The organism is Mycobacterium sp. NPDC049093 (assembly GCF_040704635.1).
Taxonomy (GTDB): Bacteria; Actinomycetota; Actinomycetes; order Mycobacteriales; family Mycobacteriaceae; genus Mycobacterium.
Map to the genome: position 1 here is coordinate 75,111 of NZ_JBEZJS010000007.1, position 15,273 is coordinate 90,383.

12 protein-coding genes are annotated in these 15,273 nt (G+C 64.9%); 2 read left to right on the plus strand and 10 right to left on the minus strand.

From position 1 onward, the window contains the following. Positions 1-2 precede the first annotated feature (2 nt). Positions 3-1,094, plus strand: a complete 1,092-nt coding sequence (locus AB0876_RS26355; RefSeq protein WP_526043323.1) for an enolase C-terminal domain-like protein — start codon at positions 3-5, stop codon at positions 1,092-1,094. Positions 1,095-1,098: 4 nt separating this feature from the next. On the opposite strand, the gene AB0876_RS26360 is transcribed toward AB0876_RS26355, so the two are convergent. From AB0876_RS26360 to prpD, 10 genes are all read right to left on the minus strand, one after another. Then, complete coding sequence (locus tag AB0876_RS26360) at positions 1,099-1,749, minus strand: dihydrofolate reductase family protein (protein ID WP_526043324.1); 651 nt, start codon at positions 1,747-1,749, stop codon at positions 1,099-1,101. A gap of 78 nt (positions 1,750-1,827) precedes the next feature. Then, the gene (mbtM, locus tag AB0876_RS26365) at positions 1,828-3,393 is read right to left on the minus strand and encodes a long-chain-fatty acid--ACP ligase MbtM (RefSeq protein WP_526043325.1); all 1,566 of its coding nucleotides are present in this window, start codon (positions 3,391-3,393) and stop codon (positions 1,828-1,830) included. Further along, complete coding sequence (locus tag AB0876_RS26370) at positions 3,390-3,716, minus strand: acyl carrier protein (protein ID WP_526043448.1); 327 nt, start codon at positions 3,714-3,716, stop codon at positions 3,390-3,392. Before AB0876_RS26370 ends, mbtM begins: the two co-directional genes overlap by 4 nt. Positions 3,717-3,753: 37 nt before the next feature. After that, positions 3,754-4,350, minus strand: coding sequence for an acetyltransferase (locus AB0876_RS26375; protein WP_526043449.1), 597 nt, complete (start codon positions 4,348-4,350; stop codon positions 3,754-3,756). A gap of 559 nt (positions 4,351-4,909) precedes the next feature. Next, positions 4,910-5,719 carry a dihydropteroate synthase gene (folP, locus tag AB0876_RS26380; protein ID WP_526043326.1) on the minus strand — a complete coding sequence of 270 codons (810 nt, stop codon included), beginning with the start codon at positions 5,717-5,719 and terminating at the stop codon, positions 4,910-4,912. A gap of 10 nt (positions 5,720-5,729) precedes the next feature. Then, the gene (locus AB0876_RS26385) at positions 5,730-6,620 is read right to left on the minus strand and encodes a mycobacterial-type methylenetetrahydrofolate reductase (RefSeq protein WP_526043327.1); all 891 of its coding nucleotides are present in this window, start codon (positions 6,618-6,620) and stop codon (positions 5,730-5,732) included. Between the two features lie 12 nt (positions 6,621-6,632). Continuing rightward, entirely contained in the window at positions 6,633-10,028 is a 3,396-nt protein-coding gene (locus AB0876_RS26390) for a pyruvate carboxylase (RefSeq protein WP_526043328.1), read from the minus strand. A gap of 118 nt (positions 10,029-10,146) precedes the next feature. After that, positions 10,147-11,280: a bifunctional 2-methylcitrate synthase/citrate synthase gene (locus AB0876_RS26395; protein ID WP_526043329.1), complete on the minus strand. Its 1,134-nt coding sequence runs from the start codon at positions 11,278-11,280 to the stop codon at positions 10,147-10,149. Further along, positions 11,277-12,194: a methylisocitrate lyase gene (prpB, locus tag AB0876_RS26400; RefSeq protein WP_526043330.1), complete on the minus strand. Its 918-nt coding sequence runs from the start codon at positions 12,192-12,194 to the stop codon at positions 11,277-11,279. Before prpB ends, AB0876_RS26395 begins: the two co-directional genes overlap by 4 nt. Further along, positions 12,191-13,696, minus strand: coding sequence for a 2-methylcitrate dehydratase PrpD (gene prpD / locus AB0876_RS26405; protein ID WP_526043331.1), 1,506 nt, complete (start codon positions 13,694-13,696; stop codon positions 12,191-12,193). The genes prpB and prpD overlap by 4 nt, the downstream gene beginning before the upstream one ends. 84 nt (positions 13,697-13,780) lie before the next feature. Here prpD and AB0876_RS26410 point away from each other — a divergent pair, with 84 nt between their 5' ends. Next, positions 13,781-15,226, plus strand: a complete 1,446-nt coding sequence (locus AB0876_RS26410; protein WP_526043332.1) for a short-chain fatty acyl-CoA regulator family protein — start codon at positions 13,781-13,783, stop codon at positions 15,224-15,226. The last annotated feature ends 47 nt before the right edge of the window (positions 15,227-15,273 follow it).

The following is a 15,273-nucleotide window of genomic DNA, read 5'->3' on the forward strand; positions in this document are numbered from 1 at the left end:
CAATGAATTCCACTTCGATCACCCGCCTCGATGTCACCACCTACAACGTCCCCACGCCCGGCCCGGAGTCAGATGGGACCCTGACTTGGGACGCCACCTGCGCGGTCGTCGTGCACGCCGGCGCCGCGGGCGCCACCGGAACCGGTTGGACCTACAGTTCTCCTGCCGCTGCCACTGTCATCGCGCACCACCTTCGCGACATCGTGCTCGGGCAGCGTCCCGACGACATTGCTGCCGTCTGGGGTGCCATGCACCGAGCGTGCCGCAACTACGGCACGCGTGGTCTGGTCATGCAGGCGCTCAGTGCCGTCGACATCGCGCTGTGGGACCTCAAGGCCCGGCTCTACGGCCGGTCGCTGAGCAACCTGATGGGCGGGGTGCGTTCCGCCGTGCCCGTCTACGGGTCCGGCGGATTCACCAACCTCGACCACGACCAGCTCGGCAAACAGATCGAACAATGGCAGGCTGCCGGATGCACCGCGATGAAGATCAAGATCGGCGAGGACTGGGGCGCTGACACCGCTCGCGACCTGTCCCGCATCGAAGACCTCCGGAATCTTGCCGGCGCCGGTGTGGAGCTCATGGTGGATGCCAACGGCGCCTACACACCGGCTCAGGCCCGGCGGATCGGCCACCGGTTGGACGATCTCGGTGTCACCTGGTTCGAGGAGCCGGTCAGCAGCGATGACACCGATTCACTCGGTCTGTTGCGCCACACGCTGCACTGCGATGTCGCGGCAGGCGAATACATCTCAGATCGTTACGATGCCCGGCGACTGGCCCCGGCAGTCGACTGCCTGCAACTGGATGTCACCCGATGCGGGGGTTACACCGGGTGGCTGGCCGCAGCCGCGGTCGGGGCCGCGCACAATCTTCAGATATCCGCGCACTGCGCTCCCGCGCTGCATCTGCCGGTAGCAGCGGCCAGCGCGCATGTACGCCATGTCGAATACTTCATCGACCATGTCCGACTGGACGAGATCTTGTTCGACGGCGTTCCGGCGGCCACGGACGGACACCTGCATGTCGACAGTTCGGTGTCCGGCCATGGCATGACAGTGTCCGAGCGCGCGTCGGACTACCTGCTTGGCTGAGCGGTCACCTCCGCCAGAACAGATGATGGGTGACCGCGCCACCGGGGCTCGGCACCACGTCGTGGTGGAACCGGTCGTCCAGCTCATCGGGCGATTCCCAGAGCCGAGACCCGCTGCCCAACTCAGTCGGGGCCACCGCCACATGCAGGGTGTCGACCAGGTCGGCGTCGAGGAACTCGCGGATGGTGCTCGCTCCCCCACCCAACCGGACGTCCTTGCCCTGAGCGGCAGTCCGCGCCTGCTCCAGAACCGTCGCCGGATCGGCGTTGACGAAGTGGAACGTGGTGTCGGACAAGGTCAACGACGGCCGCTCATGATGGGTCATGACAAACACCGGCGTGTGAAACGGCGGCTCCTCGCCCCACCAGCCCTGCCAGTCGGCATGATCCTCCCACGGGCCGCGGTACGGACTGAACTTGTTGCGGCCCATGATCTCGGCACCGATGTTGTGGTGGAAGTCCCGGGTGAGGTAGTCGTCGAGACCGCGACTCCCGCCCGGCTCCGCCCGGTTGGGCCAGCTTGCCGTGTCACCGGCCCAGGCGAACATCTCGCCCGGCTCGGCATGACCGAACGGTCGCTCGAAACTCTGGTTCTCGCCGGCGCCGAACCCGTCGCCGGAGACGTTGAAGTTCTGGACTTTGAGCAGCTGGGCCACGCGTTCTCTCCCGTTCAGTCAACAATGGATGCTGATTGGACTCGAGAAGAGGGTAGAACTCATCGCACCCGGCGGGCACTACCTCGTGGCCTCCAGTTGACGACGGACTTCGAGTCGACGCAGTTTTCCCGACGAGGTGCGGGGCAACGACCCCGGTGACATCAACACCACATCGGCGGGCGTGACACCACACACGGACACCACGCGGCGGATCACGGCACTGCGAGTGGTGTCCTGTTCGGTCCCGATGAACTCCGCTGCCACCAGCAGACGCGATTGCGCGGCGCCGGATTCCGTGCCGACGGCGACGACCGCCCCTTCGCGGACACCGTCTACCTCGCCGACGACCTGTTCGATCTCGGTCGGGAAAATGTTGCGTCCGGCGATCGTGATGACCTCCTTGGAGCGCCCACAGATGACCAATGCGCCGTCTACGAGATAGCCGATGTCGCCGGTCGGGAACCACTGGCCACTGCTCCCGGCATCGACCGGCGTGTTCCCCAGATAGGACGCCATCATCGACGAACCACGGATCTCCACCTCGCCCGATGCGCCGGACTCATCGTGCGCAGACGGGACGATACGGATCTCCATGCCCGGCACCGGGCGCCCCAGCAACGCGTAGCGCCGGCCGGTGTCCTGCGCGTCTGGAATGTCGATCCGCAGGCCTTCTCCAGGCGCGGGAATGGTCACCGCACAGGTTGACTCGGCCATCCCGTACGCGGGCGCCATGGCTCGCGCGTCGAATCCGAACCTGCTCATTCCGACGGCAAACCGATCGACACCGGCACAGTCGACGGGCTCACCACCGTTGATCGCGATGCGCACCGCGCCGAGGTCGACGTCGGAGACGCGGTTGGCGAAACGGCCGAGCACCGAGTAGCCGAAGTTCGGCCCGGCCGTGAACGTCGCAGACGATTCGGACAGCCATTCTGCCCACCGCAGTGGCGCAGCCGAGAAGGCGCCCGTGGGCGCCAGCCACAGCGGCATACCCGACATCGTCGACGCCAGAACCATCGCCAGGCCCATGTCGTGATAGACCGGTAGCCAGGAGCAGCCGACATCGTTGCGGCTCAATGACAATCGCTGTGTGACAGCCAAAATGTTGTTGAGTACCGCCTCGGGTGCCAGCACCGCAGTCCGCGGCGTCCCGGTGGACCCGGCTGTGCCCTGCAGAATCGCCACATCCGCGTTATCGGGATACCGAAGCTGTGTCGATGTCGATGTCCGTGCAGCATCTGCGACATCGCACACGGTCAGTGGTGAGCCGGCATCCCGCAACAGCTGCAGGGTGGTGCCGTAGCTGAACACCGTCGTCACGCCGATGCTGCTGAACCGGGACATCGTGGCGCGCGCCCACTCCGACGGTTCGGCGCCACGCTGAGGACGGGGCAGCAGCGACACACCCGAACCTGCCAGCCACGAGCCCTGAATGGCGGCAATCAATTCCACCGTCGGTTCGCCCACCAGACCGACCGCGCCCGGCTGGTCACGGCCCAACAGGTAGGCCGCAATGTGCTCGGCGAGCCCGTGTACTTCGGGCCAGGGGCGGCGCTGCCAGGTATCGGTGTCGCGATCCAGGACCACCAGATCATGCGGAGAGCCGACCATCGCCTCCCGCAGAGCACCTGCGAGCGGGTTCATGCCGCACTCCTCTGGCCGATCACCGACTGCAGATCGCCCACGGTGCTGCAGGTGATGAGATCCTCCTCGCTGAGCTGCACACCGAACTTCTCCTCGATGGTGACCAGCCCCACTGCGAAAGAAACCGAATCCATGCCGAGGTCATCGACGAGACGCGTACTGGCACTGAGTGATTGACATGGGAGTTCGAGATCGTCGCGCAGAATCGAGACCAGCCCGTCGGATACAGCGGGTGATGTGGATGAATCGGTAGTGGTCATATGTGAATATCCGGCTGGTCGGCGGGACCCAGCCTCACCTTTCGTTTGCTTCTGTTGTTGGATCGCAACCGGCCGTCGTCAGCCGGGTTGAGGAAGGGGCTCAGGGCATCCATTTCCGGGCGGTGTCCCGGTCGAGTTGGTAGAGCGCCATCCTGCGGTTGGACATCTCGTGTTCGCCGAGGAACCGACAACCGGCGAACTCGCACAACCCACGCACGGTGGTGTTGCGGTGGTCGGGGTCGAACATGATCCGCTCACAACCGGGATCGGCGGCCAAGACACTCGCGACGATCTTGGGCAGCAACATCGGGCCGAGGCCCCGGTTGACCAGCTCTTCGTCGGCTATCGCCCCGTGCAAGCCGAGGTCGTGCGGTTCACTGTCATATCGGTCGGCAATGGAATCCTTGGCAGCGCGGTAGATTTCGAGGTAGCCGCGATCTACCCCACCGATACTCAAGACCAGTGGCAGCGAGTAGTTGCCATCCACCTGAGCTTTCAGATGCCTACGCCAACGCTCGACCGGCCAGTCATACTCCCAAGCCTTGGCCAGATGGGGGCGATTCATCCACTCGGCGATCATCACGGCGTCCTGGTCGGTGGCCACCCGAATCTTGCTCGGTCGCATCAGTTGTGGAATCGGAGGACGCGAGGTACTCCGCACCGCCTCGGAAACATTCTTGAGTTCCCTTGGCAGCACCGGGTAGTCATCCAGCCGCGACGCGTTAGTCACGCCGTTCGCCGTGGCCGAGTCAATGAAATCCCAGTTGCGCTGTGCTGCAGCACTTCATCACACGTCAAAGCCCATCCCCCTGTCTCGGGCGCAGGTCGGGGGCGCCACGTCAGTGGGGCGCCACGCTCAAACCCGCAGCCTCCTTCGATCAGCGAGGGGAGCCTAACCAATGAATTTCCTATGATGGGGCCTCCCTTTTCCGGAGCGTGCGCCCGCTCATCGGCCGCCTGAAACGACCGTCAATATTTGACGCGAACTTCAAAAGTGCCGAGCAACAGCATTTTTCGCACTCTCAGCAACCGCGGCACCGCCTCCACACACGGCGAGTAATCTGACGCTGACGATACGGGCCGCTGCGACGCGGTCTGACCATCACGGCGAACAGTGGTGCGACGTGGCCGGGGTGGTTGTGGTCGACTTTCCTCATCGCCGGGCTCATCACAGCCAAGTCTGCGCAACGCCTGCTGGCACCGAACACAGCCGAAGTCCAGAAAGCAATCGTTGCGGGCCCGTTCGGTGGCGGCGGTCAGCCCCAGATCGCCTGCAGCATCATGATGGTGTCCAGTGTCTCGACGACGTCGTGAACCCGGATGACATCGACGCCGGCGGCCCAGGCGGGTGCGACCACGGCCAGCGAGCCGGCCAGCCGATGATCGACTTCGCGGCCGGTGACGTGGCCGATGAATGATTTTCGGCTGACACCGAGCAGCACCGGAAATCCGTGGGTGCACAGTTCAGGAAGCCGCCGTAGCAACTCCAGGTTATGCTCGGTCGATTTCCCGAATCCGATGCCCGGGTCGATCCACACCGGCCCGGCGCCACCGGCGGTGGCCGATTGTGCGACCCCGGTGACCAGGCTCGCCACCTCAGTGACCACATCCTCATATTCGGGGAACACTCCGGCGAGGACGGGCACCGTGTGCGAGTGCATGCTCACGTACCCGACACCGAGCCTCCCCGCGAGGTCATAGAGTTTGCCCGAGACGTCATTGATGATGCCCGCCCCGGCCCGAACCGCCGCCTCGGCCACCTCCCGGTTGCGGGTGTCCACTGACACCGCGCCCAGGTGCGCCAGACCGGCGACAACGGGGAGCACGCGATCCAGTTCCTGGTCTACCGATACCGGCACGGCACCCGGTCGCGTGGATTCGCCACCGACGTCCACCGCCCACGCCCCGGCCTCGAACATGCGTTGTCCGGCCACGACTGCCAGCGCAGTGACGTCGAATCTGCTGTCAGCCCAAAAGGAATCGGGGGTGGCATTCAGGACACCCATCACCCGCATCTGAGTGGGATTGGACCGTACCGGCACCAGGCCACGTAGACGGTCGTTCATCGCGGTCCGATCAGGGCACCTGATCCGGTGACCAATAGGCCAACATCTCGGCGAACGCCTCGAAAGCTGGCCGCGAAACACCGTACGGAGCTTCGAAATGAAGGCTCAGCGGATAACCGAGGCCGCCCACCTCGTCAATGACCCGCTTGTAGAGGTCGACCAGTTGACGTCGCTTGACGGCGGGTTCGGCGGCGGCCAGGGTTTTCACGAAGGCCTGTTCCCGTGCAACAGCGTCATTTCCGGGATCCTGGATCAGCCAGTCGATGAGGCCGATCTCAGTCTCCACCTTGGGCACGAAACCGAACGACAAGAGAACCTCTGGCCGGTGGTCGCTGTCTCTGGCGAAGTCACGCAAGAATCCGACCACTGCGTCCGAGTACAGCAGTTGTGTCATGGCGAAAGTGGTGCCCTTGTCGCATTTGACGGAAAACCGGCTCTGTTCGTCGGCGCGGGTCGGGATCAGGATCACTCCGCGGTTGGCCACCAAGCCGTCGAACTTGGCCAGGGCATCAGTGGGCGCGATACCCGAGCCGTCCCCGTCGCTCATGGTGCGCGGCACGCCGACAAAGATGACCCCGTCGAATCCGGACTCTCCGAGGGCGGTCAGCCGTTGGCGCAAGGATGTCTCGTCGGAGAACGAGGTGACCTGCGTGCACAACCCACGCACGCCCGGCAGTTCGGGTTTCAGGATGGACCAGTAAGGGAGAACGTCCATCTTCGGCTTCATCTCTATGGGACGGTCGCCATCCTCGGCGATCATCGCCGGGATCATGACGTGCCCGAGACGTTCGCCGATGCCGCATTCCACGGAAAGCCGTGCCACCTTCTGGGCTTCCGCCACGGCAGTGCCTTCTCCGCGATCGAGATTGGGTGGCACCAGCTCGAGCGCCACGGTACTCATTGCCACAAGTACCTACTGACCGACGACGACAAGGAGGTCGCCGCCTTCGACTTGCGCGGTCCGGGCGACCGCGATTCTGGTGACGGTGCCGGATTGCGGAGCCGTGATGGCCGCTTCCATCTTCATCGCCTCGATGGTCGCGATGGACTGACCTGCCTCGATGACATCTCCTTCGGCGACATTGACCGTGACCACACCGGCGAAGGGAGCACCGATGTGCGCCGAGTTGGTCCGGTCAGCCTTCTCGGCCGCCGGGACCTCACTGGCAATACTCCGGTCCCGCACCACGATCGGGCGCAACTGCCCGTTGAGGATGCACATCACCGTGCGCATTCCCCGCTCGTCGGGCTCGGAGATCGCCTCCAGGCCGATCAGTAGTTCGACACCGGGTTCGAGTTTGACCCGGTGCTCCTCACCGTGACGCAGACCGTAGAAGAACTGGTTCGCGCTGAGTCGCGAGGTATCGCCGTACTCGTCGCGATGCGCCTCGAACTCCGCTGTGGGCCCGGGGAACAGCAGCCGGTTCAGGGTCGCCTGACGCTTCGGTCCCGGCGCGGCCAACACGGTTTCGTCCTCAGCGGACAATTCCTGGATCGGCTTGGCCGGACCCCTGCCGTCGAGAGCCCTGGTGCGCAACGGTTCCGGCCAACCACCCGGAGGATCCCCCAGTTCGCCACGCAAGAACCCGATCACACTGTCGGGGATGTCGTACCGATCCGGGTTGGCCGCGAAGTCATCGGCATCTATCCCCGCTCCGACCAGCGCCAGTGCCAGATCCCCCACCACCTTGCTCGACGGGGTGACCTTCACCAACCGGCCCAACATGCGGTCGGCGGCAGCGTAGTTCACTTCGATGTCCTCGAAACGACCACCAAGACCGAGCGCGATGGCCTGCTGACGCAGATTGCTCAGCTGACCGCCCGGGATCTCGTGGGTGTACACCCGACCCGTCGGAGAAGGAGGACCCGATGCCGCAACATCAAAGGGCGCATAGACCTTTCGCAGGGCTTCCCAGTACGGCTCAAGGTCACACACCGCGTCTAGCGACAGCCCGGTGTCGTACTCGGTGTGCGCGGCTGCCGCCACGATCGAGGACAGCGCCGGCTGACTTGTCGTGCCCGCCAACGGAGCTGCGGCGCCGTCAACAGCGTCGGCACCGGCCATCCATGCCGCCACATAGGTGGCCAGCTGCCCACCCGGAGTGTCATGGGTGTGCACGTGCACCGGGAGGTCGAACCGTGACTTCAAGGCAGACACCAGCATCGCAGCCGCGGGTGCCCGCAGCAGGCCGGCCATATCCTTGATCGCGAGCACGTGAGCGCCGGCCTCGACGATCTGCTCGGCCAGCCGCAGGTAGTAGTCCAGCGTGTAGAGCGACTCAGCCGGATCGGACAGGTCACCCGTGTACGACATCGCGACTTCCGCGACCGTCGTACCGGTGTGGCGGACTGCCTCGATCGCCGGGCGCATCGACTCCACATTGTTCAGTGCGTCGAAGATCCGGAAGATGTCCACCCCGGTGGCAGCAGCCTCCTCGACGAACGCGTGTGTCACCGACTCCGGATACGGCGTGTAGCCCACCGTGTTTCGCCCCCGCAATAACATCTGCAGGCAGATGTTGGGCAGTGCTTCGCGCAACGCCGCCAACCGTTCCCACGGATCCTGCTTGAGGAACCGCAACGAGACGTCGTAGGTGGCGCCGCCCCAGCACTCGACGGACAACAGCTGCGGCATCGTCCGGGCGATGTAGGGCGCGACCCGCAGCAGCCCGCTGGTGCGCACGCGGGTGGCCAGCAGCGATTGATGTGCGTCGCGAAAGGTGGTGTCGGTGATGCCGATAGCGCTGCTGTCGCGCAGCCAGGCGGCGAACCCTTCCGGCCCCAGCTCGGTCAGGCGCTGCTTGGACCCCGGCGGCGGGGCCACGCTCAAATCGCACACGGGGAGCTTGTCGCGGGGATACACGGCCGACGGCCGTGGCCCGTGGGGCTGGTTGACGGTGACATCAGCCAGGTAGTTGAGAATCCTGGTGCCCCGGTCAGCGCTGCCGCGTGCGGTGAGCAGCTCGGGTCGTTCCTCGATGAATGAGGTCGTCACCCGCCCGGCGACGAAGTCGGGATCCTCCAGGACCGCGGCCAGGAACGGGATGTTGGTCGATACTCCACGGATCCGGAATTCCGCCACGGCTCGCCGCGCCCGCGCCACTGCCGTCGAGAAGTCACGGCCGCGGCAGGTCAGCTTGACCAGCATCGAATCGAAATGCGCAGCCACCTCGGCACCCAGATTGGTGCCGCCGTCCAACCGGACGCCGGCACCGCCCGGTGACCGATATCCGGTGATGCGTCCGGTGTCGGGACGGAAACCGTTCGAGGGGTCCTCGGTGGTGATCCGGCACTGTAGGGCAGCACCGCGAATCTTCACCGCGTCCTGGACGAGTCCGAGATCTGACAGTGATTCCCCGTCCGCGATGCGCAGCTGACTCGACACCAGGTCGACGTCGGTGATTTCCTCGGTCACCGTGTGCTCGACCTGAATCCGGGGATTGCACTCGATGAAGACATGTTGGCCCCGCTCATCGAGCAGAAACTCGATGGTGCCCGCGCAGGAGTAACCGATCTGGCGAGCGAACGCGACGGCATCGGCGCAGATCCGTTCCCGCAGAGCGGGAGCCAGATTGGGCGCGGGTGCCAGCTCGATCACCTTCTGGTGTCGTCGCTGCAGGCTGCAGTCACGCTCGAAAAGATGGATCACGTTGCCCTGGGTATCAGCCAGGATCTGCACCTCGATATGACGGGGGTTGATCACCGCCTGTTCAAGGAAAACGGTGGGATCACCGAAGGCGGACTGAGCTTCGCGGCTGGCGGCCTCGATCGCCTCCTTCAAGTCGGTCGGCTCGTTGACCCGCCGCATGCCCCGACCACCGCCACCAGCAACGGCTTTGACGAACACCGGGAAGGTCATCGATTGGGCGGCTGACACCAGTTCGGAGACCGAGCTCGACGGGGCAGACGATGCCAGCACCGGGAGTCCGGCCTTGCGGGCCTCGGCGATGGCGCGGGCCTTGTTGCCGGTCAACTCCAGCACGTCGGCCGACGGCCCCACAAACGCGATACCGGCCTGATCGCATGCCCGGGCCAGCTCAGGGTTCTCGGAGAGAAACCCATAGCCGGGATAGATCGCATCCGCGCCCGCATGGAGAGCGACCCGGATGATCTCATCGACCGAAAGATAGGCCCGGACCGGATGTCCTTTCTCACCTATCTGATACGACTCGTCGGCTTTCAGCCGGTGCTGAGAATTGCGGTCCTCGTACGGATAGACCGCGACCGTCGCAAGACCGAGTTCATAGGCCGCGCGAAACGCGCGGATGGCGATCTCTCCCCGGTTGGCGACCAGAACCTTGTCGACCACTGTTTCCCTTTCCTATCCCGCGAGCTGTCCCCCGCAAGCGGGAGGGGCCCCAGCTTGGGTACCCGTCCGGGGTGTTTTCCGGGTACCTGTACGTCTGCTCGTCGGAAAAACACGCAGGCTACGCGAGCGCCCGTTGCGGCTGTCCGCTGTATTCGCTGAGTGGCCGGATGAGCGCGTTGGAGCCCGCCTGTTCCATGATGTGGGCCGTCCAACCGGTGATCCGGCTCATCACGAAAAGCGGTGTGAAGCTGGGGATGTCAAATCCCATGAGGTAATACGCCGGCCCGGTCGGGAAGTCCAGATTGGGCTTGATTCCCGTGGCGGCGAGCATATTCTGCTCCAGGCGCTCGTAGAGGTCCAGCCACCGTTGACCGTCGCGCACAGCCGCAACTTCTTGCAGAGCGGCCTTCATGGTGGGCACCCGGGAATCGCCGTTCTTGTAGACCCGGTGGCCGAATCCCATCACCTTGTCCTTGCGGGATAGCTTGCCGTGCAACCACTCCGCGGCGTTCTCGGCGCTGCCGATTTCGAGCATGTCGTGCATGACGGCCTCGTTGGCACCACCGTGCAAAGAGCCCTTGAGCGCACCGATCGCCGCCGTCACGGCGCTGTAGATGTCGGACTGCGTCGAGGTGACCACCCGCGCGGCGAACGTGGAGGCATTGAAGCTGTGCTCGGCGTAGAGGATCATCGACTGCTCGAACGCCTTGACGATCACCGGGTCCGGCAGCTCACCGAAGCACATGTTCAGGAAATTTTCGGCGTACCCCATGTGACTGTGCGGGGCAATCGGTTCCAGCCCCCGACGCCGGCGCATGTCGGCGGCGACGATGGTCGGCAGCACTGCGAACATCCGCAACGATTTGGCGAAATTGGCCGACGGGGTGCTGTCGTCCTCCTCCGGATCTTCGGCCCCGAGGTAGCTGATCGCAGTCCGGACCACATCCATCGGATGGCAGTTGTCGGGAATCTTGGCCAGCAGGGACTGCATCGAGCGGTCGATGCGGCGCGACGCCCGCTCGCGCTGGGTGAACAGGGCCAGCTCCTGGTCGGTCGGCAGCTCACCGTGCCACAGCAGGTAGGCGACCTGCTCGAAGCTGCAGTGCGCGGCCAGGTCCTGCACTGCGTAACCCCGGTACGTCAGCGAATTGGTTTCCGGTACCACCTTCGAGATGGCGGTGGTGTCGACCACCACCCCCGCCAGACCCTTGTGGATGCTCGGCTTACCTGTGTCGTTCGCGGTAACGGTCATCGCGTCGCCCCTTGCAGCGAGAAATTGTAGATATCCGAGTCGAACTGGTTGTAGTCGTTGTAGCGCAGGAGCTCGTAGAGCCGACTCCGGTGTTGCATCTGGTCGAGCAGCCCGGATTGTGTTCCTGCCGAGGCGATCTCGCGTAGGCCGAGCTCGACGGCGTACATCGCCAGACGCAGCGTGGTCACCGGGTAGATCACCATGTTGTAGCCGATCTCGGATAACTGCTGTGCCGTGAGCAGTTCCGACTTTCCGAACTCGGTCATGTTGGCCAGCAGTGGGACGTCCACTGCCTCGCGGAACTGTTCGAAATCCGCCGGGGTGTGCAGAGCCTCGGTGAAGATCAGGTCGGCCCCGGCGTCGGCGTAGGCCTTGGCCCGGTCGATCGCCGCGGAGATTCCCTCGATCCCCGCCGCATCCGTACGGGCGCAGATGATGAAGTTGGGATCCCGCCGTGCCGAGACAGCAGCACGCAACCGCTTGACCATCTCCGAGGTCTCGACGACGGCTTTGCCGTCGAGGTGTCCGCACCGCTTCGGGTTCACCTGGTCTTCCAGATGCAGCCCGGCCAGCCCCGCGTCTTCGAGCAGTGTCACGGTGCGGGCCGCGCTCATCGGCTCCCCGAAGCCGGTGTCGGCATCGATGAGGGTCGGAAGATCGGTGGCCGAAGCAATCTGGGCACCACGGCCGGTCACCTCGGTCAGCGTCGTCAGGCCGATGTCGGGCAGACCCAAGTCTGCGGACAAGACAGCGCCGGAGACATAGACGCCATCGAAGCCGATCTCGGCGACGAGCTTGGCCACCAGCGGCGAGAATGCCCCCGGAAAGCGCAGCAGCCGACCAGATTCCAACCCGCGGCGAAACTTCCGGCGCTTCTCGGAAGCCGGGGTGGCAGCACCGAGCAACCCGCTCATCGGAAAATTCCAGAGGGAATCGTCGGCGCCTTGTCCAACACCCGCGGATCGACGCGGACATTGAGGGCACCGAGTCCACCGGACTTGGCCGCCGAGACATTCTCGACGGCAGACAGGAAACGCTTCTGCTCTTCGGCTTCGACGACACCTTCGGCCAGCTGGGCGAACTTGGCGACGTACTGTTCGCGCTCGAACGGCCGGGCACCGAGCGGGTGGGCATCGGCGACCGCCAGCTCGTCGACGATCGTCTCGCCGCTCTTGAGAGTGATGACGGCCTTGGCGCCGAATGCCTTTTCGGTCGGATCATTCGAGTGGTAGCGCCGAGTCCACTCCGGATCCTCGACGGTGGAGATCTTGCGCCACAGCTCGATGGTGTCCGGCCGGTGCGCCCGCTCGGGCGCGTACGACCGCTCGTGGTGCCAGGTGCCGTCCTGCAATGCGACGGCGAAGATATACATCACCGAGTGATCGAGGGTTTCGCGGGACGCGTCCGGATCGAACTTCTGCGGATCATTGGACCCGGTGCCGATCACGACGTGAGTGTGATTGCTGGTGTGCAGCACGACCGTGGCGATCTGATCGAGATCACCGATACGCTCGCGCATCCGGCGAGCCAGGTCGATCGGCGCCTGACTCTGATACTCGGCCGAATGTTCCTTGGTGTAGGTGTCCAGGATGGCGCGCTTGGGTTCGCCCGGTCCCGGCAACGGAACCCGGTAGGTGTGCTCGGGACCGGCGAGCATCCAGGCGATCACCCCGTCCTCACCCTCCCAGATCGGGGCGGGCGATCCCTCGCCGCGCATCGCACGGTCGACGGCCTCGATCGCGACCTTGCCTGCCCACGCCGGGGCGAACGCTTTCCAGCTGGAGATGAGCCCCTTGCGCGACTGGCGGGTGGCGGTGGTCAGGTGCAGGGCCTGACCGATTGCGGCGTAGATGGTTTCGGGGTCGAGCCGCAGCATGGTGCCCAGGCCGGCGGCGACCGACGGTCCCAGGTGGGCGACGTGGTCGATCTTGTGCTTGTGCAGGCAGATTCCCTTGACCAGGTCCACCTGCACCTCGTACGCGGTGGCGATACCCCGGATCAGGTCGGCGCCGTTCACCCCGAGCTGCTGGGCCACGGCGACCAGCGCGGGAATGTTGTCACCCGGGTGGGAGTACTCGGCGGCCAGGAAGGTGTCGTGGAAATCCAGTTCCCGCACCGCCACGCCGTTGGCCCACGCGGCCCATTCCGGTGAGACCGTGCCCTCGACGCCGAACACTCCTGCGCCCCTCGGTGTCTTGTGCGCGAGCGCCTGCGTACGGGCCACCGTCACCGGCCGGCGAACCACCGACGCGGCCGACACCGCGGCGTTGTCGATGATCCGGTTGATCACCATCGCCTCGGTCTCGGGCGGCACCGCTACCGGGTCGGCCGCGATCTCGGCGATCTTCCAGGCCAGGTGTTCGCTCCGCGGGAAGTCCTCGGCGCTGCGCCGCGTTCTGACGTCATGTTCAAGCATGATCCGCACGGTACGCAGCTCCATCCACCAGGGAAATACCCTGTAAATGCGTATTTTTGTGTCCTTTGACGGCCATTTTTGCGAATGTTGCGAAACCCGATCGGGGTAGCCTCGGCAGCGGTGACGAAGACATTCGCCGGCGCCCGTCTGCGACGGCTACGCGACGAGAGAGGCCTCACGCAGGTCGCGCTGGCGCGTGCGCTGGGACTGTCCACGAGCTACGTCAACCAACTGGAGAACGATCAGCGTCCGATCACGGTCCCGGTGTTGCTCGCCCTGGCTGACCGCTTCGACCTGCCGACTCAGTACTTCACCCCCGATGCCGATGCCCGGCTGGTGTCGGATCTGCGCGAGATTCTGGCCGACGGCCCGACCACCTCGACTCAGATCGAAGAGCTCGTCGCACGCATGCCCGAGGTCGGCCAGGCAATGGTCACCATGCACCGCCGGTTGCACGACGCCACTGCCGAGCTGGAGGCCGTCCACGGCCGTACCAACCTGGATGCACAAGCCGGCACCCAGCAGCCGATGCCGTTCGAAGAGGTACGTGATTTCTTCTACGACCGGCGCAATTACATCGATGCGCTCGACCGCGCCGCCGAGGACCTGTTCACCCGTCACCGTCTCCAGATCGGCGGCCTCGACCGCCAACTGGCCGATCTGTTGTCCACCGAGTTCGGCATCTCGGTGATCGTGGACAACGGAGATGTCCTGGGGTCCAACGTCAAACGCCGCTACCAGCCCGAGGCCGGCACACTCCACGTGGCGCGATGGCTGCTGCCCGGCCAGCGCGCATTCCAGCTCGCCACCCAGATTGCCCTGCTGCTGCACTCTGAGCTGATCAACTCCATCGTGGCCACCGATGACCAGTTGAGCTCGGAGGCAAGGGATGTCGCACGGATCGGCCTGGCCAATTACTTCGCCGGCGCGCTGTTACTCCCCTACCGGATGTTCCTGTCCGCCGCCGAGGATCTGCGCTACGACATCGACCAGCTCGCCCGGCGGTTCGAGATGGGATTCGAGACGATCTGTCATCGGCTGTCCACCCTGCAACGGCCGGACGCGCGTGGCGTGCCGTTCATCTTCGTTCGCACCGACAGCGCGGGAAACATCTCGAAGCGACAGTCCGCCACCGCGTTTCACTTCTCCCGGGTGGGCGGAAACTGCCCGCTCTGGGTGGTGCACCACGCGTTCTCCCGTCCCGGCGAGTTCTTGACCCAGGTCGCTCAGATGCCTGACGGCCGGAACTATTTCTGGATCGCGAGAACGTCGGCGTCGGCACCGAGCCGATATCTGGGTACACCCAAGAGTTTCGCCGTCGGGCTCGGCTGCGATCTGAGCCATGCCCACAAGCTCGTCTATTCGGCGGGCATCGATCTGAGCGATCCCGAAGCCACGGTGCCCATCGGCGCGGGCTGCCGGATCTGTGACCGACCGGCCTGCCCGCAACGGGCCTTCCCGTACGTGGGCAGACCGGTCCACGTCGACCCGCAGACCAGCAGCAATCTGCCCTACTCACCGACAGCCTGAGCAGATGTGCAATCACCGAGGTCAATGCGGGAGAATGGCCCGGTGGA

What these genes read in the sequence shown, in the direction of transcription:
- prpD (WP_526043331.1), bottom strand. Translation starts at nt 13,696, where the DNA reads ATGCTTGAACATGACGTCAGAACGCGGCGCAGCGCCGAGGACTTCCCG.
- AB0876_RS26395 (WP_526043329.1), bottom strand. Translation starts at nt 11,280, where the DNA reads ATGACCGTTACCGCGAACGACACAGGTAAGCCGAGCATCCACAAGGGT.
- prpB (WP_526043330.1), bottom strand. Translation starts at nt 12,194, where the DNA reads ATGAGCGGGTTGCTCGGTGCTGCCACCCCGGCTTCCGAGAAGCGCCGG.
- AB0876_RS26355 (WP_526043323.1), top strand. Translation starts at nt 3, where the DNA reads ATGAATTCCACTTCGATCACCCGCCTCGATGTCACCACCTACAACGTC.
- AB0876_RS26385 (WP_526043327.1), bottom strand. Translation starts at nt 6,620, where the DNA reads ATGAGTACCGTGGCGCTCGAGCTGGTGCCACCCAATCTCGATCGCGGA.
- folP (WP_526043326.1), bottom strand. Translation starts at nt 5,719, where the DNA reads ATGAACGACCGTCTACGTGGCCTGGTGCCGGTACGGTCCAATCCCACT.
- mbtM (WP_526043325.1), bottom strand. Translation starts at nt 3,393, where the DNA reads ATGAACCCGCTCGCAGGTGCTCTGCGGGAGGCGATGGTCGGCTCTCCG.
- AB0876_RS26410 (WP_526043332.1), top strand. Translation starts at nt 13,781, where the DNA reads ATGTTGCGAAACCCGATCGGGGTAGCCTCGGCAGCGGTGACGAAGACA.